This is a genomic window from Mesorhizobium sp. M0478, from assembly GCF_040321305.1.
In the GTDB taxonomy this organism is placed as follows: Bacteria; Pseudomonadota; Alphaproteobacteria; order Rhizobiales; family Rhizobiaceae; genus Mesorhizobium.
Map to the genome: position 1 here is coordinate 92,698 of NZ_JAMYRH010000002.1, position 21,828 is coordinate 114,525.

General features: G+C 63.6%; 22 protein-coding genes and 1 tRNA gene. 13 read left to right on the top strand and 10 right to left on the bottom strand.

Annotated features, from left to right (window positions below):
- Positions 1-152: 152 nt before the first annotated feature.
- From NKI64_RS04830 to NKI64_RS04840, 3 genes are all read right to left on the bottom strand, one after another.
- Positions 153-1,166: an amino acid ABC transporter substrate-binding protein gene (locus NKI64_RS04830; protein WP_352666761.1), complete on the bottom strand. Its 1,014-nt coding sequence runs from the start codon at positions 1,164-1,166 to the stop codon at positions 153-155.
- A 164-nt stretch (positions 1,167-1,330) separates the two neighbouring features.
- On the bottom strand, positions 1,331-2,290 hold the full coding sequence (locus NKI64_RS04835) for a LysR family transcriptional regulator (RefSeq protein ID WP_023726526.1): 960 nt from the start codon (positions 2,288-2,290) through the stop codon (positions 1,331-1,333).
- Positions 2,291-2,571: 281 nt separating this feature from the next.
- Positions 2,572-2,661: transfer RNA gene (locus NKI64_RS04840), tRNA-Ser, on the bottom strand.
- A 359-nt stretch (positions 2,662-3,020) separates the two neighbouring features.
- Between NKI64_RS04840 and NKI64_RS04845 the strand changes: the two genes are divergently transcribed.
- From NKI64_RS04845 to NKI64_RS04860, 4 genes are all read left to right on the top strand, one after another.
- Positions 3,021-3,776, top strand: a complete 756-nt coding sequence (locus NKI64_RS04845) for a hypothetical protein (RefSeq protein WP_352666765.1) — start codon at positions 3,021-3,023, stop codon at positions 3,774-3,776.
- A gap of 105 nt (positions 3,777-3,881) precedes the next feature.
- Positions 3,882-4,205 carry a hypothetical protein gene (locus NKI64_RS04850; protein ID WP_023825163.1) on the top strand — a complete coding sequence of 108 codons (324 nt, stop codon included), beginning with the start codon at positions 3,882-3,884 and terminating at the stop codon, positions 4,203-4,205.
- Between the two features lie 252 nt (positions 4,206-4,457).
- A complete protein-coding gene (locus tag NKI64_RS04855) occupies positions 4,458-5,447 on the top strand; it encodes a BMP family lipoprotein (protein ID WP_023683177.1) in 990 nt (329 codons plus the stop codon).
- 89 nt (positions 5,448-5,536) lie between these two features.
- The gene (locus tag NKI64_RS04860) at positions 5,537-5,998 is read left to right on the top strand and encodes a GNAT family N-acetyltransferase (RefSeq protein ID WP_023700985.1); all 462 of its coding nucleotides are present in this window, start codon (positions 5,537-5,539) and stop codon (positions 5,996-5,998) included.
- Here the strand turns inward: NKI64_RS04860 and NKI64_RS04865 are convergent.
- The gene (locus NKI64_RS04865) at positions 5,993-6,379 is read right to left on the bottom strand and encodes a hypothetical protein (protein ID WP_352461087.1); all 387 of its coding nucleotides are present in this window, start codon (positions 6,377-6,379) and stop codon (positions 5,993-5,995) included. The two genes, NKI64_RS04860 and NKI64_RS04865, sit on opposite strands and share 6 nt — an antisense overlap.
- Positions 6,380-6,392: 13 nt before the next feature.
- Positions 6,393-6,599 carry a SlyX family protein gene (locus NKI64_RS04870; protein WP_198020972.1) on the bottom strand — a complete coding sequence of 69 codons (207 nt, stop codon included), beginning with the start codon at positions 6,597-6,599 and terminating at the stop codon, positions 6,393-6,395.
- 218 nt (positions 6,600-6,817) lie between these two features.
- Here NKI64_RS04870 and NKI64_RS04875 point away from each other — a divergent pair, with 218 nt between their 5' ends.
- The 6 genes from NKI64_RS04875 (at position 6,818) to deoA (ending at position 13,109) form a co-directional block, all read left to right on the top strand.
- Complete coding sequence (locus NKI64_RS04875) at positions 6,818-8,350, top strand: ABC transporter ATP-binding protein (protein ID WP_023700988.1); 1,533 nt, start codon at positions 6,818-6,820, stop codon at positions 8,348-8,350.
- Positions 8,347-9,486 (top strand): ABC transporter permease, encoded by a 1,140-nt coding sequence (locus NKI64_RS04880; protein ID WP_023686470.1) that lies wholly within the window; start codon positions 8,347-8,349, stop codon positions 9,484-9,486. Before NKI64_RS04875 ends, NKI64_RS04880 begins: the two co-directional genes overlap by 4 nt.
- Position 9,487: 1 nt before the next feature.
- Entirely contained in the window at positions 9,488-10,459 is a 972-nt protein-coding gene (locus tag NKI64_RS04885) for an ABC transporter permease (RefSeq protein ID WP_023683182.1), read from the top strand.
- Positions 10,460-10,566: 107 nt separating this feature from the next.
- Positions 10,567-10,959, top strand: a complete 393-nt coding sequence (gene cdd, locus NKI64_RS04890; RefSeq protein WP_023683183.1) for a cytidine deaminase — start codon at positions 10,567-10,569, stop codon at positions 10,957-10,959.
- Positions 10,960-10,971: 12 nt separating this feature from the next.
- Positions 10,972-11,790, top strand: coding sequence for a purine-nucleoside phosphorylase (locus NKI64_RS04895; RefSeq protein ID WP_023691860.1), 819 nt, complete (start codon positions 10,972-10,974; stop codon positions 11,788-11,790).
- Positions 11,790-13,109 carry a thymidine phosphorylase gene (deoA, locus tag NKI64_RS04900; RefSeq protein WP_352666771.1) on the top strand — a complete coding sequence of 440 codons (1,320 nt, stop codon included), beginning with the start codon at positions 11,790-11,792 and terminating at the stop codon, positions 13,107-13,109. Before NKI64_RS04895 ends, deoA begins: the two co-directional genes overlap by 1 nt.
- Before the next feature lie 9 nt (positions 13,110-13,118).
- Here deoA and NKI64_RS04905 read toward each other — a convergent pair whose 3' ends face one another.
- The 3 genes from NKI64_RS04905 to NKI64_RS04915 all read right to left on the bottom strand — a co-directional run bounded on the left by NKI64_RS04905 (position 13,119) and on the right by NKI64_RS04915 (position 15,535).
- Positions 13,119-13,676 (bottom strand): TIGR02281 family clan AA aspartic protease, encoded by a 558-nt coding sequence (locus tag NKI64_RS04905; RefSeq protein WP_352666774.1) that lies wholly within the window; start codon positions 13,674-13,676, stop codon positions 13,119-13,121.
- A gap of 129 nt (positions 13,677-13,805) precedes the next feature.
- Positions 13,806-14,435 carry a uracil phosphoribosyltransferase gene (gene upp, locus NKI64_RS04910; RefSeq protein ID WP_023671129.1) on the bottom strand — a complete coding sequence of 210 codons (630 nt, stop codon included), beginning with the start codon at positions 14,433-14,435 and terminating at the stop codon, positions 13,806-13,808.
- 128 nt (positions 14,436-14,563) lie between these two features.
- On the bottom strand, positions 14,564-15,535 hold the full coding sequence (locus tag NKI64_RS04915; RefSeq protein ID WP_023704052.1) for an adenosine deaminase: 972 nt from the start codon (positions 15,533-15,535) through the stop codon (positions 14,564-14,566).
- Between the two features lie 134 nt (positions 15,536-15,669).
- Here NKI64_RS04915 and ubiE point away from each other — a divergent pair, with 134 nt between their 5' ends.
- The 3 genes from ubiE (at position 15,670) to coaBC (ending at position 19,586) form a co-directional block, all read left to right on the top strand.
- Positions 15,670-16,446 carry a bifunctional demethylmenaquinone methyltransferase/2-methoxy-6-polyprenyl-1,4-benzoquinol methylase UbiE gene (gene ubiE, locus NKI64_RS04920; RefSeq protein ID WP_023740925.1) on the top strand — a complete coding sequence of 259 codons (777 nt, stop codon included), beginning with the start codon at positions 15,670-15,672 and terminating at the stop codon, positions 16,444-16,446.
- A gap of 31 nt (positions 16,447-16,477) precedes the next feature.
- Positions 16,478-18,052, top strand: coding sequence for a 2-polyprenylphenol 6-hydroxylase (gene ubiB, locus NKI64_RS04925; protein WP_023671132.1), 1,575 nt, complete (start codon positions 16,478-16,480; stop codon positions 18,050-18,052).
- Positions 18,053-18,119: 67 nt separating this feature from the next.
- On the top strand, positions 18,120-19,586 hold the full coding sequence (coaBC, locus tag NKI64_RS04930) for a bifunctional phosphopantothenoylcysteine decarboxylase/phosphopantothenate--cysteine ligase CoaBC (protein ID WP_352666779.1): 1,467 nt from the start codon (positions 18,120-18,122) through the stop codon (positions 19,584-19,586).
- 120 nt (positions 19,587-19,706) lie between these two features.
- Here the strand turns inward: coaBC and NKI64_RS04935 are convergent, their stop codons facing one another.
- Positions 19,707-21,143, bottom strand: coding sequence for an MFS transporter (locus NKI64_RS04935; protein WP_352666782.1), 1,437 nt, complete (start codon positions 21,141-21,143; stop codon positions 19,707-19,709).
- 194 nt (positions 21,144-21,337) lie between these two features.
- Entirely contained in the window at positions 21,338-21,817 is a 480-nt protein-coding gene (locus NKI64_RS04940) for a DUF992 domain-containing protein (protein ID WP_352666785.1), read from the bottom strand.
- Between the last annotated feature and the right edge of the window lie 11 nt (positions 21,818-21,828).

Below are 21,828 nucleotides of genomic sequence, written 5' to 3' on the forward strand. Positions count from 1 at the left end.
CCGTGCAAGGCGCTGACGGTAACACGCCAGCGCCTTGCAACCATGCCTTTGCCTAAAGCGCGTCGCCATTGAACGGACTCAGGCGACGCGCTTTAGGGTCTTCGTTATGCATGTCGTGTCTCAAAACCGGGGCCATTTTTGAGCGACATGCGTTAGCGGATCGGCGGAGCGTATTGAACGCCGCCTTGGTTCCAGAGCGCGTTCATGCCGCGCTCCATTTTCAGCGGCGAATCCTTGCCGACATTGCGATCAAACACTTCGCCGTAATTGCCGACCTGCTTGATCACCTCGACCGGCCAGTTATCGCCGAGCCCGATGTCCTTGCCTATGCTGCCGTCCACGCCAAGCAAGCGGCGGATGCTGGGGTTGTCCGACGATTTCATGGCATCGACGTTCTTGGAGGTGACCCCGTATTCCTCCGCGGCCACCATGACGTAGAGCGTCCACTTCGCCACATTGAGCCACTGGTCGTCACCCTGCCGCACGGCCGGGCCAAGCGGCTCCTTGGAGATCAGCTCGGGAAGAACAATGCTGTCGTCCGGCTTGGCCATGCGAAGCCTCGACGCGTTCAAGGTGGAGGTGTCTGCGGACAAGACGTCGCAACGCCCCTCCTCATAAGCCTTCACCACAGCTTCCTCGTCCGCGAAACCAACCGTCGTGTACTTGATCAACTGCGAGCGAAAATAGTCGGCAAGGTTCAACTCGGTCGTGGTGCCCTGGGTGACGCATATCGATGCGCCGTCGAGCCCCTTGGCCGACGTGATGTTGTCGGCCTTGCGCACCATGAACCCCTGGCCGTCATAGAAATACGTGCCGGCAAACAGTATGCCTAGCGACGTATCGCGGGACGATGTCCAGGTTGCGTTGTGCGCGAGAATGTCGATCTCTCCCGACTGCAAGGCGGTGAAGCGATCCTTTGGCGTCAATGGGATGAACTTGACCTTTTGCGCATCCCCGAGCACGGCAGCGGCCACGGCGCGACAATAATCGACGACAAATCCGGTCCATTTGCCTTCATTGTCGGGGAGGCTGAAGCCAGCCGTGGCCGAATTCGTGCCACAGGTCAGCACTCCATTTTTCTTGACATTGTCGAGGGTTGCGGACCACGCCGAGGAGGCGGTGCACGCGATAGCGAGGGCAAGTAGGCCCTTGAACGTTGATCTCATTTCGGCATTCCCCTGTTATTGTTGAAGGGAATGTGCTCTCCAGGTGAACTATTCGTCAAATCGATTGTTCTCATGGTCAAAATGAGCGCCCTTCATAATTGCGCGGCACCCGCTCGCAGGTACAAAGGCGTTCGAGTGGTGAAACAGACGATAGCGCGCGCGATCTATTTTACGGCGGATCCCGGTGTTCCGACCGTGCCTTGGTGTCTCTTGGTCCGCGATTCGTTGTAGATTCCCACGATGATTTCCCGGAGCCACCTGGTTCCAGGGTCATTCGCCATCTGGCGGTGAACAATAAGCCAGGCATTCACATTCGCTATCGGAAGGGGTGGCGGGACCAACGTCACCTCACTCCTCTCATCCAGCATTTGCAGGATGGCATCACCGCAATGGGTAATCAGTTCAGTGCCGCGAAGCGCCCAGGGCAGCACCGGATAGTTCGAGATGGTCGCAACGACATTGCGGCGAAGACCCATCTGTTTGAGGGCGGCATCCGCGAGGCCTTCCGCCAGGCCATCTGCGGAAATCTGGAGGTGAGAACTGGCCAGATAGGTTTCCAGCGTCATTGCGCTTCTGGCGATCTTGCTTCCGCTCCACACCGCGCAAAACAATCGGTCCTGGCCAAGCTCCACCTTCAAGAGACCTGGGTCGTCGCGTATCGCTGCTCCCGTCAGCGCGCAGTCAACTTGTCTCAGATAGACCGATGAACCGATTTCGGGTCCGTTTGCGGGAATGACGTTCAGCGTCGCGCCAGGAGCTTGCCTGGAAAATTCTCGAATGAGGCCCGGGATGAAAACCATGGCATGATAATCTGTAAGTCCAACGCGAAAGTTGCGCCGCGTCGTTGCTGGATTGAAGATCTGATGCCGGTCGATCGATGCGCGGATCGTTGCGAGTGCGGCGGAAATATTCGACAGCAGCTCAACTGCCCGGGGAGTTGGCCGCATCTCGCCGCCATCTCTGGTGAACAATTCATCCTGCAATAGATACCGAAGCTTCGACAGGGAGTGGCTTACAGCTGATTGTGTTCTGCCCAATTCGGTAGCCGCCCGCGTCACGCTCCTTTCCCGCATCATCACGTCAAAGACCCGCAATAGATTGAGGTCGATATCGTTATAATTCATGGAATTACCTCATCTGCGACCTGAGACCGCACCAGGCGGCACTAACGCGTTGGTTGCGACGGTGACAGATGGGGCACGAAGAGTGAAGACAGAGGTCCGCTACGCCTTTGAAACTCTGGCGGTTGAACAGGTGACGGCGACCGCCGGATCGCTCCGCGGCATTTCTGCGCCTGGCTTGGCGAGCAAGCCGCAATCCGCCATGAACCCAGGGCGAGCATGTGAAATAAAGTCAGCCGCACCCGCTGGGTGGGAAATCGCAGGCGGTTTCATTGGCTTGATAATGGCGGAGAGAGCGGGATTCGAACCCGCGTTACGGTCTCCCGTAAACACACTTTCCAGGCGTGCGCCTTCAACCACTCGGCCACCTCTCCGTCCTTGCATTCGCGCCGGCCGGTTTTGCCACGCGGGTTGGGGAGATGCATCCCTTTGGGATTTGCGGGAAGACCCGCTTGATGGACACCGCCAACCAGCGGATGCCCTTCCCGGCGCCCGTCAATCAAACAGGCGCGGGGCTCATCTAGTCGATCCGGCGCCGAATGCCAAGCCATAACGGCAGTCTATTCGCTTTGCCGGCCATGCATCGTTTCGCGGGGCGTTGAACGGCTCCGCTTCTAAGGCGCTTCGGTTCTGAATGGTGTGCACGGGCAAGGCGGCAGGGCCGGCCGCGCTTGACTTCGCCCCTCGCCACCTGTCGAGTGCGGCGGAGGCTTTGCGGGGGGCATCGTCCGACATGACATCGAGCAATGAACAGCCGGCCAGCGGAACGCCGGCCGGAGGCATGCCAGGCGGGCTGACGCCGGCAGGGCGTCCGGACAGCGGGCTGTCCTTTGTGCCCGTGGTCTGGCTCCTCTTCGTCATGGCATGGTCGGTCTACTGGCTGGTCTCGGCGCGGTGGCTGTTGGAGAGTTCCGGCCTGCCGGACAGGGTCTTCTATTTCGTGCTTGGCGGACTGGCCTTCGACATCGTCACCATCGTGTGGGGGCTTTATCTGCTCGGCCTCGCCTTAAGCCGTTCCGCGCGCTTTCCGCGTCATTTCACCATCTGGCAGATCACCACCATCGCCTGGCGGCTGGCCGAGCAGGTCTATGCGCTGACCGTGCCCGATTTCACCGTCTCCGCCAGGGAGCTTGCGATCGCCGCCAGCGAAATCGTCATCGGCCTGTTTTGCATTTACCTGCTGCGCCGCCGCGACGAGGCCAAGGCCTTTTATGCAAGGCCGGAAGCGCAGGCACCGTCAGCCTTTAGTTCGGTCGTCGCCGCGCTGGCCGGCATCACCCTCGGCGCCGTCGTCGGCACTGTCGCCGGCTTTGCGCTCGGCGCGGGGATCGCCGAAGCCACCGACATCAGCTGTTTCGAAGGCGGCTGCGGCTACTTCGCGGTGTTCATCGGCCTTGCCGGGCTGGTGGTCGGGGCCATTGGCGGCGGCGTCCTCGGCGTCTGGCTCGTCCATCGGCGGAGCCGAAAAGTGGCCATAGGCGGGCGATAGGCTTCAAATTCGCGTATGGCGATTGCACGCCGGGCGTGCGCATTCTATTCCTCGCCTTTGACCGGAAGGTCCTCGGGAGGAACTTGAGGACCGGGGAAGATTTCGATGCTGCGTTTTTTGTTTCGCCTCGCGGCCATGGTCGCACTCTCGGTCGCCGTCATCATGGCCGTGCTCGACGCGACGCGCTCGGTGGCGGCTTCCGCATTGGTCATGACGCCGCTGAATTCGAGCTGGCTGGCGGTTTCGCCCGACACCCGCGCGGGCTTCGAGACCTTCGTGCGCGCCAAGGTCAATCCGATGATATGGGATGGCGGCATCGCCTGGGTGCTTGCCCAGCCCGGGTTTGCCGTGTTCGCGGTGCTTGCCTTCATCCTCTATGCGATCGGCTACCGGCGCCGGCGGCGCGGCGGAGAATTCGCGCCGGGCTGATGGGTTGTCCCAGCGGACTTGCGACGACAATGTGGCAATCGCCCACAGCTGTCACCGTCTTGGGCATGTTTTTCCAACGGGGGGCATGCTTTTCCAAAAGGTCAAAATTCCGCGTGAATTTTGTTTCGGGCCGTGCCAGATTGCCTTGAGCGGGAGGGGAGTACACTCCTGGCTGATGCCGCATGCCTGCCGGAGAACCGGGCAGGCGGACGGCGCGTAACGGAAAAAAATAACCGACAGGGTGTGGATCACATGAAACGTATCGTTCTCGGCCTCCTGGCCGCAACCGCAATGGTTCTTCCGGCTTTCGCCGCGGATGTCCAGCCGGCCATCCTCTACGATCTCGGCGGCAAATTCGACAAATCCTTCAACGAGGCTGCCTATCACGGCGCCGAAAAGTTCAAGACCGAGACCGGCACCGCCTATGTCGAGTTCGAAGTGTCGAACGCCTCGCAACGCGAGCAGGCGCTGCGCCGCTTCGCCGAGGACGGCCGCAACCCGATCGTCATGGCCGGCTTTGCCTGGGAGGATGCGCTGAAGGTGGTCGCGAAGGAATATCCCGATCTCAACTTCGCCATCATCGACGATGCCGTCGATATGCCCAATGTCCGCTCGCTTGTGTTCAAGGAAAACGAAGGCTCCTATCTCGTCGGCATCCTGGCGGCGATGGCCTCGAAGTCCAAGAAGGTCTCCTTCATCGGCGGCATGGACATTCCGCTGATCCGCAAGTTCGAATGCGGCTATGTCGGCGGCGCCAAGGCAGCCGGTGCGACCGACGTCATCCAGAACATGACCGGCGACACGCCGGCGGCGTGGAACGATCCGGCCAAGGGCGGCGAGATCGCCAAGACGCAGATCGACCAGGGCTCCGACGTGGTCTATGCCGCGGCCGGCGGCACCGGTGTCGGCGTGCTGCAGGCGGCGGCGGATGCCGGCAAGCTCGGCATCGGCGTCGATTCCAACCAGAACGGCCTGCAGCCCGGCAAGGTGCTGACCTCGATGCTGAAGCGCGTCGACGTGGCCGTCTACACCGCCTTCATGGACGGCAAGAACGGCACCTTCAAAGGCGGCCTGCAAAATCTCGGCCTCAAGGAAGGCGGTGTCGACTACGCCATGGACGACAACAACAAGGCGCTGGTCACCGACGAGATGAAGGCTGCCGTCGAAAAGGCCAAGGCCGACATCATCGCCGGCACGATCCAGGTGCACGACTATACCGCCGACAACGCCTGCCCGTATTGATCTCTATCCATTAGAGTTGAAACCGCCGGGCGAGAGTCCGGCGGTTTTGTTTTTGGGTTTTGACGGGGGCCGCAACTTGAGAGGCGAGAGTGAAGCCGACCATCGGACCGATGACCGAACGCGATGTTGATGCAGTGGCGCGACTGCGCATCGCCGCCTTTTTCGAGGGCAGCGCAAGAACGCTGAATGAGGACGTCGCCGGGCTTCGCGAGTTGCTCAATGGAGATGGCTTCGAGGCGGCGCTTGTGGCGCGGATAGGGGAGGTCCCGGTCGGGACCTGCCTGCTGGTTCGCCACGAAATTGAACCCGCGCATGAGCTGACGCCTTGGCTGGCGGGATTGGTCGTCGATAGCGACCACCGCGGCAAAGGGATCGGCCGCGCGCTGGTTGCAGCCATCGAAGCGCATGCAACCGCGATCGGTGTGGAGAGGACCTACCTCTATACGTGGGTGGCGCGAGACTTCTATGCCGGGCTCGGTTGGGCAGTGGTCGAGTCGTTTGAGCAGGACGGCTACCCGATGCTGCTGATGTCGCGCGAACTCGGCCTATAGCTGTCCGACGAGATAACCCAGCGCAAACACTACCATCAGCGCGATGGCGATGACGGCGCCGCGTCGGCCACCGAGCGAATGCACGCCGACGCCATAGGGCTTCCGCTCCAGTCTGCCGATCACCGGCTTCGCTTCGTCCTGGCCAACCACACGCATCTGCGGCAGTTCGGCGATGCGTTGCGAGATCAGCCGCCAGCGATCGCTGCCGCCCGATGGCGCACCACGGTCGAGGACATGCATGCGCTCGGCCAGCCGCATCACCGTGTCGCGGAAGGCGGGATCGATCTCCAGGTCGCGCTCGGCACGTTCGCGGTCGCGATCGTTCATCAGGCCAAGCACATAATCGCCCGCCCGCGCAATGCGATCGCTTTCACTGGCCATAGGCTTCTCCTTGCTACCAGTGCGGCGGTTTGGTTATCGGCACGTCGGGTGCCGATTGTTCCTCCAGCGCCATGAAGCGCCCGGTCAGCGCATCGAGCTTGCGCTGCATGCGTTCGATCGCCGTCCACTGCTCGACGATCTGGCCCGACAGTTCCTCGATGGTCTTTTCCTGTTCAGCGGCGCGGATTTCCAGCGTCGTCAGCCGGTCGACAGGCATGATCATTCAAAACTCCTCAGGTCTTGGTGCACGCGGTTGCAGCATGATGCGACTGTTGAGCCTTGCATATTAGTGAATGTGAAGGTCTGCGGCCACGTTCGAAATTGACAAGCGCACCGGGATTTGTCGAGAGTGGCCACTGCGCCGCCAATTGGCACGGGTGGGGCATCATGCTAGGCGTTTTGACCAAGCGATAAAAAAATAAGAGTGGGACAGGCTGCATGGCGCAAGCCGCAATCGAACTGATCGGCATCAACAAGAGTTTTGGCGCCGTTCGCGCCAATCGCGACATCAATCTGGAGATCGCACGCGGCACCATCCACGGCATCGTCGGCGAGAACGGCGCCGGCAAGTCGACGCTGATGTCGATCCTCTACGGCTTCTACCAGGCCGACAGCGGCGAGATCCGTGTCGGCGGCAAGCCGGCGTCGATCAAGACTTCCAACGACGCCATCGCGCTCGGCATCGGCATGGTGCACCAGCACTTCATGCTGGTCGACAATTTCACCGTGCTGGAAAACATCATCCTCGGCGCCGAAAGCGATGCGCTGTTGAAAAAGAGCATCGCCAAGGCGCGCTCCGAACTGGAGCGGCTCGAGCGCGAATACGGGCTGGAAGTCGATCCCGACGCCATCATCGAGGAATTGCCGGTCGGCCTGCAGCAGCGTGTCGAAATCCTGAAGGCGCTTTATCGCGGCGCCGAAATCCTGATTCTCGACGAGCCGACGGGCGTGTTGACGCCGGCCGAGGCCGACCATCTGTTCCGCATCCTCAGGCAATTGAAGGACCAGGGCAAAACGGTGGTGCTGATCACCCACAAGCTGCGCGAGATCATGGCCATCACCGACAATGTCTCGGTCATGCGCCAGGGCACGATGGTGGCGACGCGCGAGACCAGCAAGACGACAGTCGGCGAACTGGCCGAACTGATGGTCGGGCGGCGCGTGCTGCTGCGGGTCGAAAAGGGCGAGACGGAGGCCGGCGCGGTCAAGCTCGCGGTCAAGAACCTGACGGTGAAAGACCAGCGCGGCGTCACCATGGTCGACGACATCTCCTTCGATATCCGCGCCGGCGAGATCGTCGGCATTGCCGGTGTCGCCGGCAACGGCCAGTCCGAACTGATCGAGGCGATTTCCGGCATCAGGCGCGCGGTTTCCGGCTCGGTGATGCTCGATGGCAAGCCGATCGACCTGACCGGGGCCGCCGATCCCGGCGAGTTGCGCGACCGTGGGCTCGCCCATGTGCCGGAGGACCGCCATCATGTCGGCCTGGTGCTGGCCTTCGAGGAGAACGAGAATTCGATCCTCGGCTACCATGACGACCCGCGCTACCTCAAAGGGCCGTTCCTCAACATCGACGCCATCATGACCGATGCCAAGGACAAGATCGAGAAATACGACATCCGTCCCGGCAATCCGCGTCTGAAGACGGCGAATTTCTCCGGCGGCAACCAGCAGAAGATCGTGCTGGCGCGAGAAATGGAGCAGGATCCCGGTGTTCTGATCGTCGGCCAGCCGACGCGCGGCGTCGATGTCGGCGCCATAGAATTCATCCACAAGCGGCTGATTGCCATGCGCGACCAGGGCAAGGCGGTGCTGGTGGTGTCGGTCGAGCTCGACGAGATCCGTTCGCTGTCGGACCGCATCCTGGTGATGTTTGCCGGGCGCATCGTCGGCGAACGTGGCCCGGAGGCGACCGAAGGCGAGCTTGGCCTGCTGATGGCAGGCGTCGATCGCCAGGAGGCGGCAGAGTGAGCACGCCTTACGCCAAGCTGCCGGCCTGGGCCGATTATGGGCTGATCCCGCTGATCAATCTGTCGGTGGCCTTCATCGTTGCCGGTTTCGTCGTCATGCTGGTCGGCGAAAACCCGTTTCGTGCCGCCGTCATCCTGGTCGAGGGCGCTTTCGGCAAGGGAACCGGCATTGCCTTCACGCTGTTCTATGCCACCACCTTCATCTTCACCGGCCTGTCAGTGGCGGTGGCCGCACATTGCGGCCTGTTCAACATCGGGACCGAGGGCCAGGCCTATATTGCCGGCCTTGGCGTGGGCGTGGTCTGCCTCGCCTTCGACACTGTGCTGCCGTGGTGGCTGACCTTTCCGCTGGCGATCGTCGCCGGAGCCGCCGTCGGTGCGCTGTGGGCGCTGATTCCGGCCTATCTGCAGGCCAAGCGCGGGTCGCACATCGTCATCACCACCATCATGTTCAACTTCATCGCGGCCTCGATCATGGTCTATCTCCTGGTCGGGCCATTGAAGCCGGCGGCGTCGCAGGCACCGCAGACGCGCAACTTCCTCGCCGGGGCCGAGCTGCCGAAGCTCAACTGGATCATCGAACTGTTCGGCGCCAAGATCCGCTCGGCGCCGTTCAACATCTGCTTCCTGCTGGCGCTGCTCATGGCATTCCTGGTCTGGCTGCTGATCTGGCGCACCAAGCTCGGCTACGAGATGCGCACCTATGGCCACAGCCCGAAAGCGGCGCGCTATGCCGGCATTTCGGAGACCCGCATCATCATCATCGCGATGATGATTTCGGGCGCGCTGGCCGGCATGATGACGCTGAACCCGGTGATGGGCGACCAGCACAATGTGGCGATCGATTTCGTCTCCGGCGCCGGCTTCGTCGGCATCGCCGTGGCGCTGATGGGCCGACTGCATCCGGTCGGCATCGTGCTGGCGGCGATCCTGTTCGGCATGCTCTACCAGGGCGGCGCCGAACTTGCCTTCGAAATGCCGGCGATTTCCCGCGACATGATCGTCATCATCCAAGGCCTGGTCATCCTGTTTGCCGGTGCGCTGGAGCACATGTTCCGGCCCTACGTCCAGGCGCTGTTCGCCTCGTTCAGTCCAAGGTCGGTCGGCATCGAAGCGGTCAAAGGGAAGGGCGCCTGAGATGGACGTCTTCATCGCCATCGTGCAGATCCTGGACTCGACCATACGCCTGTCGGTGCCGCTGCTACTCGCTTGCCTCGCCGGCCTCTATTCGGAACGCGCCGGCGTTTTCGACATCGGGCTGGAAGGCAAGATGCTGGTCGGCGCCTTTGCAGGTGCGGCCGCCGCTTCGGTCTTCCATTCGGCCTTCCTCGGTCTCGGCATGGCGATCGTGATGTCGGTCGCCTTTGCCCTGGTGCACGGCTTCGCCTCGATCACCCATCGCGGCAACCAGATCGTCTCCGGTGTGGCCATCAACTTCGTCGCCGCCGGCTCGACCATCATTCTGGGCCAAGCCTGGTTCCAGCAGGGCGGGCGCACGCCGGCGCTGCAGCCGGGCGAGCGTTTCGAGGCCATCACTCTGCCTGGTGCTGCCGCGATCCACGACGTGCCGATCATAGGGCCGATCTATTCCGAGCTGCTCTCTGGCCATTCGATCCTGGTCTATCTCGCTTTCGCCATGGTGCCGTTCACCTGGTGGGTGTTGTTTCGCACCCGCTTCGGCCTGCGCCTACGCGCCGTCGGCGAGAACCCGGCCGCCGTCGACACCGCCGGCATCTCGGTCGCTTGGCTGCGCTACCGGGCCCTGATCTGCACCGGTGTGCTGACCGGCATTGCCGGCGCCTACCTCTCGATGGTGCAGAATGGCGGCTTCGTGAAGGACATGACCGCGGGCAAGGGGTACATCGCACTGGCGGCGCTGATCTTTGCCAAATGGCGACCGGTCAACGCTATGTTCGCCTGTCTTCTGTTCGGCTTCCTCGACGCGGCGGCGATCCGCCTGCAGGGTTCGCCGCTGCCGTTGATCGGCAAGGTGCCGGTGCAGTTCATGCAGGCGCTGCCCTATGTGCTGACCGTGATCCTGCTTGCCGGCTTCATCGGCAAGGCGATCCCGCCGCGCGCCGGCGGCGTGCCTTATGTCAAGGAACGTTGATCCGGGCGCCCAGGAGCACTGAGTCGAGCATGCGGCTGGTGCTCGAAAGGCGCCACGAAAACGCAAAGCGCCGGGTTTTGACCACGATCGTCGGAGAGAACACCTGAATGTCGCATGATCTGTTCGAAGCCGCGCAGGAGGCCATGGCCAAGGCCTACGCGCCCTATTCGAAGTTTCCGGTGGGTGCGGCGTTGCGCACCGAGGACGGCCGTGTCTTCACCGGCGCCAACATCGAGGTCGCGTCCTATCCGGAAGGCTGGTGCGCCGAGACCACGGCGCTCGGCCATTACATCATGGGCGGCGGCGGCAAGATCGTCGAGATCGCCGTCATTGCCTCGCGCATGGCCAAATGCTCGCCCTGTGGCGGCTGCCGGCAAAGGCTGGCGGAGTTCTGCCGGCCGGACACGAAGCTCTATCTTTGCGACAACACCGGCGTGGTCGAGACCGTGACCATGGGCGACATGCTGCCCTACGGGTTTCGTGGCGACATTTTGAAGTGAGAGTTGGCTGATATGAAGGAAGCTCTGGACCACCTCGTTGAAAGGCTGGACGGGTTGGCGCCGACAACGGCGATGGTGCTGGGGTCGGGCCTTGGCGGGCTTGTCGACCAGGTCGAAAATGCCGTGCGCATCTCTTATGCCGACCTGCCGGGTTTCCCCCGCAGCGGGGTGACTGGCCATGCCGGCGAGGTGGTCGCGGGGCTTTTCGCCGGCACGCCGGTGCTGATGCTGTCCGGCCGCGCCCATTATTACGAGCACGGCGTTGCTGCGGCGATGCGGCCGGCGCTGGAGGTGCTTGCCGGCATCGGCATCACCAAGCTGATCCTTACCAATGCCGCCGGCTCGGTCGATCCCGACATGCTGCCTGGATCGGTGATGCTGATCACCGATCACATCAATTTCTCCGGCTCCAACCCGCTGATCGGCGAGCCGAGCGACCGCCGCTTCGTCGGCCTGACCGAAGCCTATGATGCCGGCTTGCGCGCGGCGATCGAACGGGCGGCGAAGGCGACAGGGACGGCGCTGCACAAGGGCGTCTATATGTGGTTTTCCGGTCCGTGTTTCGAAACCCCTGCTGAAATCCGCATGGCCCGCGTCATGGGCGCCAATGCGGTAGGGATGTCGACCGTGCCGGAGGTCATTCTCGCCCGCTTCCTTGGGCTTCGCGTAGCCGCCTGTTCGGTGATCACCAATCTCGCCGCCGGGATGACCGGGGCGGAACTGTCGCACCAGGAGACCAAGGACATGGCGCCGATCGGCGGCGCACGGCTGGCGACGATCCTTGCGCATGTGTTCCAGGATGGGTTGCCGGAGCTGAAGGGCGACGCCTGATGCTTCCCCAGGAAATCATCCGCCGCAAGCGCGATGGCCAGAAACTGTCGGCGCAGGAGATTTCGGCCTTTGTCGCCGGCGTAACTTCGGGCAGCGTCTCGGACGGTCAGGTCGGCGCCTTTGCCATGGCGGTGTTCTTCAACGGCATGAACCGCGACGAGGCGGTGGCGCTGACGCTCGCCATGCGCGATTCCGGCGATGTGCTCGACTGGTCGGACCTGCCGGGTCCGGTCACCGACAAACATTCGACCGGCGGCGTCGGCGACAATGTCTCGCTGATGCTGGCGCCGATCGTCGCCGCTTGCGGCGCCTATGTGCCGATGATCTCCGGCAGGGGCCTTGGGCATACCGGCGGCACGCTGGACAAGATGGACGCCATCCCGGGCTATATCAGCCAGCCGGATATCGCGCGCTTCCGCAAGACGGTGCTCGAGACCGGCTGTGCCATCATCGGACAGACCGCCGATCTCGCGCCCGCCGACCGTCGCCTCTATGCGATCCGCGATGTGACCGGAACGGTGGAATCGGTGCCGCTGATCACTGCCTCTATCCTGTCGAAGAAACTCGCGGCCGGCCTGCGGTCGCTGGTGCTCGACGTCAAGGTCGGCAATGGCGCCTTCATGGAGAAGTCGCGCGACGCGACAGCACTGGCCAACAGCCTGGTCGAGATCGCCAACGGCGCCGGCCTGAAGGCCTCGGCGCTGGTCACCGGTATGAACGAGCCGCTGGCGTCGGCGGCCGGCAACGCGGTCGAGGTGCGCAACGCCGTCGATTTCCTCACCGGAAGGTTCCGCGACAAGCGACTGGAGGATGTGACGCTGGCGCTGGCCGCCGAGATGCTGCAATCGGCAGGGCTGGCGTCGTCCAATCAGGACGGTCTCAGGCGCGCGGCCGAGACGCTGGCCGGCGGCCGCGCGGCGGCCCCCCTCGCGCGTATGGTCGCAGCCCTTGGCGGTCCCGCCGATTTCGTCGAGAAGCCGGAAAAATACCTGCCGAAAGCGGCGGTGGAGTTTGCGGTCAAGGCGACAGGCAACGGTTTTGCCACCGCTATTGCCACCCGCGATATCGGCCTTGCTGTGGTCGGGCTCGGTGGCGGGCGCACGCGGCCGGACGACAGGATCGACCATGCGGTCGGCATCACCAGGCTGCTGCCGCTCGGCGCCGAGGTGCGGGCCGGCGAGCCGCTGGCGCTGGTCCACGCCCGCACGCAAGTGGAGGCCGAAGCGGCCGCAGCCGCCGTGCTTTCGGCCTATACGATCGGGGCGTCGAAACCAGCCGCCGACAAGACTGTCATCCGGCGCGTGCTGCCGCGCGGGTAGCGGAAGGCGCTACTGCACCAGCAACAGTGTGCCGTTTTCGACCTGGTATTTTGTCAGCCGCTGCAAAAAGCTCATGCCGATCAGGTTGGTGCGCAGCGCCTTGTCGTCGAGGACCACGGCCTGGATGTTGTCGACGCTGATCTTGCCGATCTGCAGGCGGTCGATGTTGACCACAGCGGCCCTGATCGCGCCATTGGCGGTGTTGACCTGATGGCTGAAATCCGACGGGTTGAGCGAGATGCCGATGCGGCGCGCCGTCGAGGTGTTGATGGCGACCAACGTGGCGCCGGTGTCGATCATGCCGTCGACCTGGCGGCCGTTGAGCTTGAAGGCGGAGGTGAAATGGCCGCGCTCGTCGGCCGCCACCAGGACCTTGCGGCCGGTGGGCAGCGGTGCGGCCGGCTTGTCGGGAACCGAGGCGAGGCTCAGCTCGGGCTGCGGTTGCGGCTTGCCGGCGACGGTCGACTTCAACAGGTTGTCGAGAATCTGCGGGTTCGACTGATAGACGATCGGGATCGATGCCGACGTTCCGGCGAACACGCCCAGAATGAGAAGCTTGCGCAGCATGAACGGACCTTCGTGAAGGCCCATTCTCGTGCGCACATGGTGTTTGCCGCTTTAACGCCAACCCGAAACCGCGGCTTTGCGTAAACGGGCGGTAAACGACTGGATGCCAGCTGGCCTTGCCAGCCGCCGTCATTTGGTTCCGTACATGCGGTCGCCGGCATCGCCGAGGCCGGGCATGATGTAGCCCTTCTCGTTGAGCTGGCGGTCGATGGAAGCGGTAAAGACCGGGACATCCGGATGCGCCTTGGTGAAGCGCTCGATGCCTTCTGGCGCCGCCAGCAGGCAAAGGAAACGGATGTTGGTGGCTCCGCGCTCCTTCAGCTTGTCGATGGCCGCGATGGCCGAGTTCGCGGTCGCCAGCATCGGATCGACGACGATCACCAGCCGGTCGGCGAGATCGCTCGGCGCCTTGAAGAAATATTCCACCGCCTCCAGCGTTTCGTGATCGCGGTAGAGGCCGACATGCGCGACGCGGGCCGCCGGGACCAGGTCGAGCAGGCCTTCGAGCAGGCCATTGCCGGCGCGCAGCACCGAGGCGAAGACCAGCTTCTTGCCCTCCAGCGTCGGCGCTTCCATGGTTTCCATCGGCGTTTCGATGGTCGTCGTCGTCAGTTCGAGGTTGCGGGTGACCTCGTAGCCGAGCAGGAGCGAGATCTCGCGCAGCAGCCGCCGGAAACCAGCGGTCGACGTCTCCTTCTTGCGCATGATGGTCAGCTTGTGCTGGACAAGCGGGTGGTCGACGACGGTGACGCCCTGCATGGGTTGCTCCAGTGAATGGTGAATAGTGAATAGTGAATAGTGAGCAGGTTTGCGAGTCCCGATGGATCGATCATTGCCGTTGACAGGCCGAACCGCCGGCAAACCAATCACCAATCACCAATCACCAGTCACCTCTTCGCATCGAGCCGGGCAAGCAGCGCGCTTTTCGTCTTCCTGTCGACGAAAGCCGCTTCGATCGCCGTCCTGGTGACGGCGGTCAAAGCTTTTTCATTCATGGAGAAATGCTCGGCGGCGATGTCGTATTCGCGCTTCAGCGAGGTCCAGAAATAGGGTGGGTCGTCGGAGTTCAGCGTCACCTTGCAGCCGGCCGCCTGCAGGGCAGGCAAAGGGTGATCGGCGAAACTGTCGTAGACTTTGAGCGCGATGTTGGAGCCGGGGCAGCATTCGAGCACGATGCCCTCATCGGCGATGCGGCGCACCAGGTCGGGATTTTCGATGGCGCGCACGCCATGGCCGATGCGCGAGGGGCGGATGTGGTCGAGTGCGGCCTGCACCGTCTCCCAGCCGGTCAACTCGCCGGCATGGATGGTGATGCCAAGGCCGGCTTCGCGGGCGATCTCGAAGGCCCTGACATAATCCTCCATCTCGCCCATGCGCTCGTCGCCGGCGACGCCGAAGCCGGTGACCAGCGGATTTCCGCAGCGCGCCGCAAAGCGCGCCGCCTGCTCGATCGACTCGACGCCGACATGGCGTACGCCGGTGACGATCATGCGGCCCTCGATGCCGGTCTTGGCTTTGGCGCGCAGCATGCCTTCGCCGAGCGCATCGGTATAGGCCTTGGGCGACAGGCCGGCCCTGACGGCATGGTCGGGCGAGGTGAAGACCTCGGAATAGATGGCGCCGTCGCGGGCAAGGCTGGTCAGATAATGGTCGGCGAGGCGGGCATAATCCTCCTCGGTGCGGAACAGGTCGGCGGAAAAATCATAAGCCGCCAGGAACGAGGTGAAATCATGCCAGACGAAGGAGCCGTTCTGGATATAAAGCGAGGTGTCCTTGCCGTATTTCTGCGCCTGACGGATGACGAGTTCGGGCGCCGCTGCCCCCTCGATGTGGCAGTGCAGTTCTGCTTTCAAAGGCATGCAGTTATCCCGTCTCATCAGTCCAGGCCGTAAAGCCCACCACCTGGAAGCGCGGCCGAACACCGCGCCTTAAACAATAGCGCCCGCACCATCGATCGGCTATGGTCCCGCCGGTTTTATGACGGATCAAAATAATGTCAGTTGAGAGAACCACGGCCGCGGGCGGCATGGAAACCTCCTATGGTTTCAAGAAGGTAGGGCCAGGCGACAAGCAGCCTCTGGTCAACGATGTTTTCCACAAGGTGGCGAACCGCTACGACCTGATGAACGACCTGATGTCGGCCGGGCTGCACCGGCTGTGGAAGGATGCCATGGTGACATGGCTCAATCCGCCGAAACGTCCGGGCTGGAAAGTGCTTGACGTGGCGGGCGGCACCGGCGACATCGCCTTCCGCATTGTAGACGCCAGCCAAGGCAACGCGCATGCCACGGTGCTCGACATCAACGGCTCGATGCTCAGCGTCGGCCGTGACCGCGCGGAGAAAAAGGGCCTGTCCGGCAACACCGATTTCGTCGAGGCCAATGCCGAGGAACTGCCTTTCACCGATAGCACCTTTGACGCCTACACCATCGCATTCGGCATCCGCAACGTGCCGCGCATCGATGTCGCGCTGACGGAAGCCTTTCGCGTGCTGAAGCCCGGCGGACGGTTCCTGTGCCTGGAGTTTTCCGAGGTCGAGATGCCGCTGCTGGACAAGGTCTACGAAGCCTGGTCGTTCAACGCCATTCCGCAGATCGGCAAGATGGTGACGGGCGAGGGCGAACCCTATTCCTACCTGGTCGAATCGATCCGCAAATTTCCCAATCAGCAGAACTTTGCTGCCATGATCACCCGCGCGGGCTTCGAGCGCGTGTCGTTCCGCAACTATTCCGGCGGCATTGCCGCCCTGCATTCGGGCTGGAAGCTTTGAGGCACCACAGTTTGCAGCAGCAGGGTAGGCGATGAGCAGCGTCGGCGCCGCCTTTCGGCTCGCGCGGGCCGGCTGGGTGCTGGTCCGCGAGGGCGTGATCGCAGCACTGCCGGGCGACGAACTCGGCGGCCTGCCGAAATTCGGCTGGCGCATGGCCCGGCTCTTCACCCGCCGCCGCGCACTCGCTTATGAGCGCAGCGACCGGCTGGCCAAGGCGGTGGTCCGGCTCGGACCCTCCTACGTCAAGCTCGGCCAGTTCCTGGCGACGCGGCCTGATGTCGTCGGCAACGACATGGCGCTCGACCTCGCCATGCTGCAGGACAAGATGCACACTTTTTCGCAGGCGGAAGCGGTGGCGGCGATCGAGGGCTCGCTCGGGCGCAAGATCGGCGAACTCTATACGCAGTTCGGCGGGCCGGTCGCGGCGGCCTCCATCGCCCAGGTCCATCCCGCGCAGGCCATGCATGACGGTGTCGATACCAAGGTGGCGGTGAAGGTGATCCGGCCTGGCGTGCGCCGCCGCTTCTTCCAGGATCTCGAAAGCTATTTCCTCGCCGCCCGGCTGCAGGAGAAATACATCCCGTCGTCGCGCCGGCTGCGGCCGGTCGAGGTGACCGAGACGCTGGCGCAGACCACCAAGATCGAGATGGATCTTCGCCTCGAGGCGGCCGCACTTTCGGAACTGGGCGAAAACACCAAGGACGATCCGGGCTTCCGCGTGCCGTCGGTCGACTGGGAGCGCACCGGGCGCGATGTGCTGACCATGGAATGGGTCGACGGCGTCAAGATGAACGACATCGCCGGGCTCGCTGCGGCGGGGCACGATCTGAAGGCGATCGCCACCAACCTGATCCAGTCGTTCCTGCGTCACACGCTGCGGGACGGCTTCTTCCATGCCGACATGCATCCAGGCAATCTGTTCGTCGAGGCCAATGGCAATATCGTCGCCGTCGATCTCGGCATTGCCGGACGGCTCGGCAAGAAGGAGCGCCGGTTCCTCGCCGAAATCCTCTACGGCTTCATCACGCGCGACTATCTGCGCGTCGCCGAGGTGCATTTCGAGGCCGGCTACGTGCCGCGCCAGCACAATGTCGCGGCTTTCGCGCAGGCCATTCGCGCCATCGGCGAGCCGATCCATGGCCAGCCGGCTGAAACCATCTCGATGGCGAAGCTTCTCACGCTGCTGTTCGAGGTCACCGAACTGTTCGATATGGCCACGCGGTCGGAACTGATCCTGTTGCAGAAGACCATGGTGGTGGTCGAAGGCGTCGCACGCACGCTCGACCCGGCCTTCAACATGTGGAAGACGGCCGAGCCGGTGGTCGGCCAGTGGATCGCCGGCAATCTCGGGCCGAGCGGCCTGCTGATGGACGCGCGCGACGGCGCCAAGGCGCTGCTGGCGCTGGCCCGCCAGGCGCCCGATCTTGCCGCCCGCACCGAGCGGCTGTCACGCGAGATCGATTTTATGGCGGAGCACGGCCTCCGCTTCGACGAAGCGACATCGCGCGCCATCGGTAAGGCCGAAGCGCGCTACACCCGCTCGGGCCGGCTGGCGCTATGGGTGATCGCGCTGACGCTGGTGTATATCGCGTGGAAGCTGCTCTGATCGCTTGCATCGCTAGCAACTGTGGTGCTAGCGTTGCAGTCGCGCTATTGATGTCGCGGAGCAAGTCATGGGCACCATTACTGTCCGCAATCTAGCTGACGACGTGAAGCAGAAATTGCGTGAGCGCGCTGCGGCGCGCGGGGTGTCGATGGAGGAAGAGGCGCGTGATGCGCTTGCCAAAAGCGTGCTGTCGGCGGAAGCCGGCATGCCCGAGAGCGAAACCCTCTATGCAACAATCCGCCGCCTGGTTGAGCCTCATGGAGGTTTTGACAACGATCTGTCCCAGCGAGGTCAATCCACAAAAACGCACAACACCCTCGACGGCAAGCGCATCCTGCTGATCATCGGCGGCGGCATCGCCGCCTACAAGGCGCTGGACCTGATCCGCCGGCTGCGCGAGCGCGGTGCGGCGGTGCGCGTCGTGATGACATCGGCGGCGCAGGAGTTCGTCACCACGCTTTCGGTCGGCGCGCTTTCGGCCGACCATGTCTTCACCGAACTCTTCGACCGCAGTGACGAGCACGATGTTGGCCATATCCGCCTGTCGCGCGAGGCCGACCTCTTGGTGGTGGCGCCGGCCACCGCCGACCTGATGGCCAAGCTCGCCAACGGCCATGCCAACGATCTGGCCTCGACGGTGCTGCTCGCCACCGACAAGAAGGTGCTGATGGCGCCGGCGATGAACCCGAAAATGTGGTCGCATGCCGCGACGCGCCGCAACCGGGCGACGCTCGCCAAGGACGGCATCGCCTTTGTCGGCCCGGCCAGGGGCGAGATGGCCGAGAGCAATGAGGTGGGCGAAGGCCGCATGGCCGAGCCGCTGGACATCGTGGCAGTGATCGAGGCACTGCTCGACAGCAGGCCGAAGCCGCTGGCCGGCCGCAGGATCATCGTCACCTCGGGGCCGACGCATGAGCCGATCGACCCGGTGCGCTACATCGCCAACCGCTCTTCGGGCAAGCAGGGCCATGCGATTGCGGCAGCGCTGGCAAGACTGGGCGCGGATGTACGCCTGATCTCCGGTCCGGTCAGCATTGCCGATCCGACCGGCGTTGTGACGACACATGTCGAGACCGCGGCCGAGATGAAGGCGGCCGTCGAACAGTTGTTGCCGGCGGACGCCGCGGTCTTCGTAGCTGCCGTCGCCGACTGGCGCACCGCTGGCACGGCCGGCGAGAAGATCAAGAAGGTGGCGGGCCAGGGCCCACCGGCGCTGCAAATGGTCGAAAACCCCGACATTCTCGCCAGTGTTGGTCATCACGGGCAACGGCCGGGGCTGGTTGTCGGCTTCGCCGCCGAGACGCAGGACCTGATTGCGAATGCCGAGGCCAAGCTGAAGAAGAAGGGCGCCGATTTCATTGTCGCCAACGATGTCTCGCATGAAAGCGGCGTCGGCCCCACCGGCGTCATGGGCGGCGACCGCAACAAGGTGCGCATCGTCTCGAAGGACGGTGTCGAGGAATGGCCTGAGATGGGCAAGGGCGAGGTGGCGGCGCGGCTCGCCGCGCTCATCGCCGAGCGTTTGCAAGCCTGAGCGGCCGCCGGTTCCGCAATCGGGCAGGCCATGGTCTTGCAAGCAGCCTTGTGGCCGAGGGCATTTGACGTCGACAGCGCCGGCGGAATGCTGTCGCCAAATTCTCGATCGGCCGTGCCCTCAGCCTGGCGCCAGTTGCGGCCGGCGTGCCTCCAAAGCCATCTTCAACGCCGCCAGGCAACCGACAATGCCAAGTGGCACGAAGGCCAGGTACAGCCAGCCGGCGACGTGCGCTGCTGCCTCGCGGTTCAGCCCGTCCGAAAAGCCGCTGGCATTGGCGATGATGCCGGCCATGGCGGCGCCCACGGCGTAGCCGATGCGCTGCATGGTCGGCACGGCGGCCGAGGCGATCGTCTGCTCGCTGTCGCGGGCCGAGGCGACGATGATGCGGGTCAGGAAGGGCCATGACACGCCGAAGCCACCGCCTTGCAACAAAGCGCAGAGCAGGATCAGCGGGATCGAGCCGGCGGGGATGGCATAGGCGAAACCGGCGAGGCCGGCTGCAATCATCAGCGCGCCGATGACGAGGATCTGCCGTTCGCGCTGCAGCGGCGCATTGGCGACGGCGATCGACAGGATTGACCAGGCGATCGATTCGGCGGCGATGATGTAGCCTGTGGTCAGGATCGGGATGCCGTGCAGCGTGGTAAGCAGAAGCGGCCCGTAGATGGAAAAAGAGACTGTCGCCACCGAGAAGGCGGCAACCATGGTCATGCCGCTGCCGACCGGCGAGCGCCATGAGAACAGGCCCGACGGGAACAGTCGCGATTGCGGCTTAATGGCGTCGACGAAAACGAACAGCGCCAGGCCGGCGAGGCCGATGATCAGCAGCAGCGACGATCGAAGCAAGGCGACGTCGACGCCTGCGGTGGCGATCAGCACGACGGCGATGGCGAGGCAGCCAAGTGCTGCATAGGGGAAGGGCGGCGAGGTGCCGGCGGCGGCTTGCGGCTTCGTCGCTTCCGGCGTGTTCAGGACGATGAAGCTTGCCGATGCCATGGCAATGCCACCCAGCACGAAGACGCCGAAGGCCCAGCGCCAGGACAGGCGCTCGACCATGATCGCGCCGAGCATCGGGCCGCTGAACGCGGCGACGCCCCAGATCGCCGACATTATGCCGAACAGCTGTGGCCAGATGTTGCGGTTAAACAGCCGCTCGACCGAGACGAAGGCCAGCGACACCAGCGCACCGCCGCCGAGCCCCTCGACCAGACGGCCGGCAAGAAACACCGGCATGGACGGCGCGGTGGCGCAGATCAGGGCGCCCACGGCATAGAGCAGGGCGGCGACCGTGACGTTGGAGCGTAGAGCGACATAGCTGACCAGCCGCCCGGCCGCTGCGCCGGCGACAATGGCGCCGAGCTCGTAGACGGCCAGCGACCAGCCGACGAACTGCACACCGGCGAGGTCCCCGACCATGGCCGGCATGACCGTCGCCACCATCGTCTCGTTGGTGGCGTGCAGCAGGATGCCGAGGCTGATGAAGCAGAAGCGCGCGAGGTCGCCGCTTGCCCACAATGCCCGCCAGTCGACCTTGTTGCTGGTGATTTCAGTCATTCTTTTACCCTGCCTTTGCATATCTCGATGCCGGCGCATGGCGCCAGAAGCCAGTGGGGGCTTTCCGGCGGGGCCATGCGCGCTGTTTCAGTCAGGCGAGTTGTAAAACCTCAAGCGCAGTTGAGCTCAAGTGGCTTTTTATCGAAGTGCAAACGGTCGAGATTGGCCGGAAGCCTCTCCGCTTGATGCGCCGGTCAGTTCTCAATGCTGCGCAGCTGAAACTGGCTGACGCCGATCGCGATGTTGATACCGGTCTGCGTCTGCAGGCTGAGCGGCTGCAGGGTGAAGGCCTGCGAGGAGCCGCCGACCAGGAGATTGGCGCCGGCGCCGACCGCAGCGGTCACTTCGGCGCTGGCGCCGATATAGTCGCCGGCCAGCGCGCCGGGCGCATAGATGTTCCTCAGCGGCGTCAGCACCAGCCATTGCATGATGGTCTGCTTGGTGGTGCCGATGTCGAGCCCATATTTGTTGACGGCGCCGAAATAGGCTTCCGGCGAAAAGCTCTTGTCGGCCGGCGTGAAGGTGCAGCTCAGATCCTTGCTGGAGCCGAAAACGAAGCCGGTGCCGCCGCCGATGGCGCAATCGAGCACACCGAGTTCGATGCCCTGGTCTTGCGCTTGGGCCTGGGCGGTACAGATGATGGTGATAGCGGCGGCGATGGCTGGTTTCAGCACGGCGGATCCCC

Coding starts and splice junctions, on each gene's coding strand:
- NKI64_RS04830 (WP_352666761.1), bottom strand. CDS start 1,166: ATGAGATCAACGTTCAAGGGCCTACTTGCCCTCGCTATCGCGTGCACC.
- NKI64_RS04835 (WP_023726526.1), bottom strand. CDS start 2,290: ATGAATTATAACGATATCGACCTCAATCTATTGCGGGTCTTTGACGTG.
- NKI64_RS04845 (WP_352666765.1), top strand. CDS start 3,021: ATGACATCGAGCAATGAACAGCCGGCCAGCGGAACGCCGGCCGGAGGC.
- NKI64_RS04850 (WP_023825163.1), top strand. CDS start 3,882: ATGCTGCGTTTTTTGTTTCGCCTCGCGGCCATGGTCGCACTCTCGGTC.
- NKI64_RS04855 (WP_023683177.1), top strand. CDS start 4,458: ATGAAACGTATCGTTCTCGGCCTCCTGGCCGCAACCGCAATGGTTCTT.
- NKI64_RS04865 (WP_352461087.1), bottom strand. CDS start 6,379: ATGGCCAGTGAAAGCGATCGCATTGCGCGGGCGGGCGATTATGTGCTT.
- NKI64_RS04875 (WP_023700988.1), top strand. CDS start 6,818: ATGGCGCAAGCCGCAATCGAACTGATCGGCATCAACAAGAGTTTTGGC.
- NKI64_RS04885 (WP_023683182.1), top strand. CDS start 9,488: ATGGACGTCTTCATCGCCATCGTGCAGATCCTGGACTCGACCATACGC.
- cdd (WP_023683183.1), top strand. CDS start 10,567: ATGTCGCATGATCTGTTCGAAGCCGCGCAGGAGGCCATGGCCAAGGCC.
- NKI64_RS04895 (WP_023691860.1), top strand. CDS start 10,972: ATGAAGGAAGCTCTGGACCACCTCGTTGAAAGGCTGGACGGGTTGGCG.
- deoA (WP_352666771.1), top strand. CDS start 11,790: ATGCTTCCCCAGGAAATCATCCGCCGCAAGCGCGATGGCCAGAAACTG.
- NKI64_RS04905 (WP_352666774.1), bottom strand. CDS start 13,676: ATGCTGCGCAAGCTTCTCATTCTGGGCGTGTTCGCCGGAACGTCGGCA.
- upp (WP_023671129.1), bottom strand. CDS start 14,435: ATGCAGGGCGTCACCGTCGTCGACCACCCGCTTGTCCAGCACAAGCTG.
- NKI64_RS04915 (WP_023704052.1), bottom strand. CDS start 15,535: ATGCCTTTGAAAGCAGAACTGCACTGCCACATCGAGGGGGCAGCGGCG.
- ubiE (WP_023740925.1), top strand. CDS start 15,670: ATGTCAGTTGAGAGAACCACGGCCGCGGGCGGCATGGAAACCTCCTAT.
- ubiB (WP_023671132.1), top strand. CDS start 16,478: ATGAGCAGCGTCGGCGCCGCCTTTCGGCTCGCGCGGGCCGGCTGGGTG.
- coaBC (WP_352666779.1), top strand. CDS start 18,120: ATGGGCACCATTACTGTCCGCAATCTAGCTGACGACGTGAAGCAGAAA.
- NKI64_RS04935 (WP_352666782.1), bottom strand. CDS start 21,143: ATGACTGAAATCACCAGCAACAAGGTCGACTGGCGGGCATTGTGGGCA.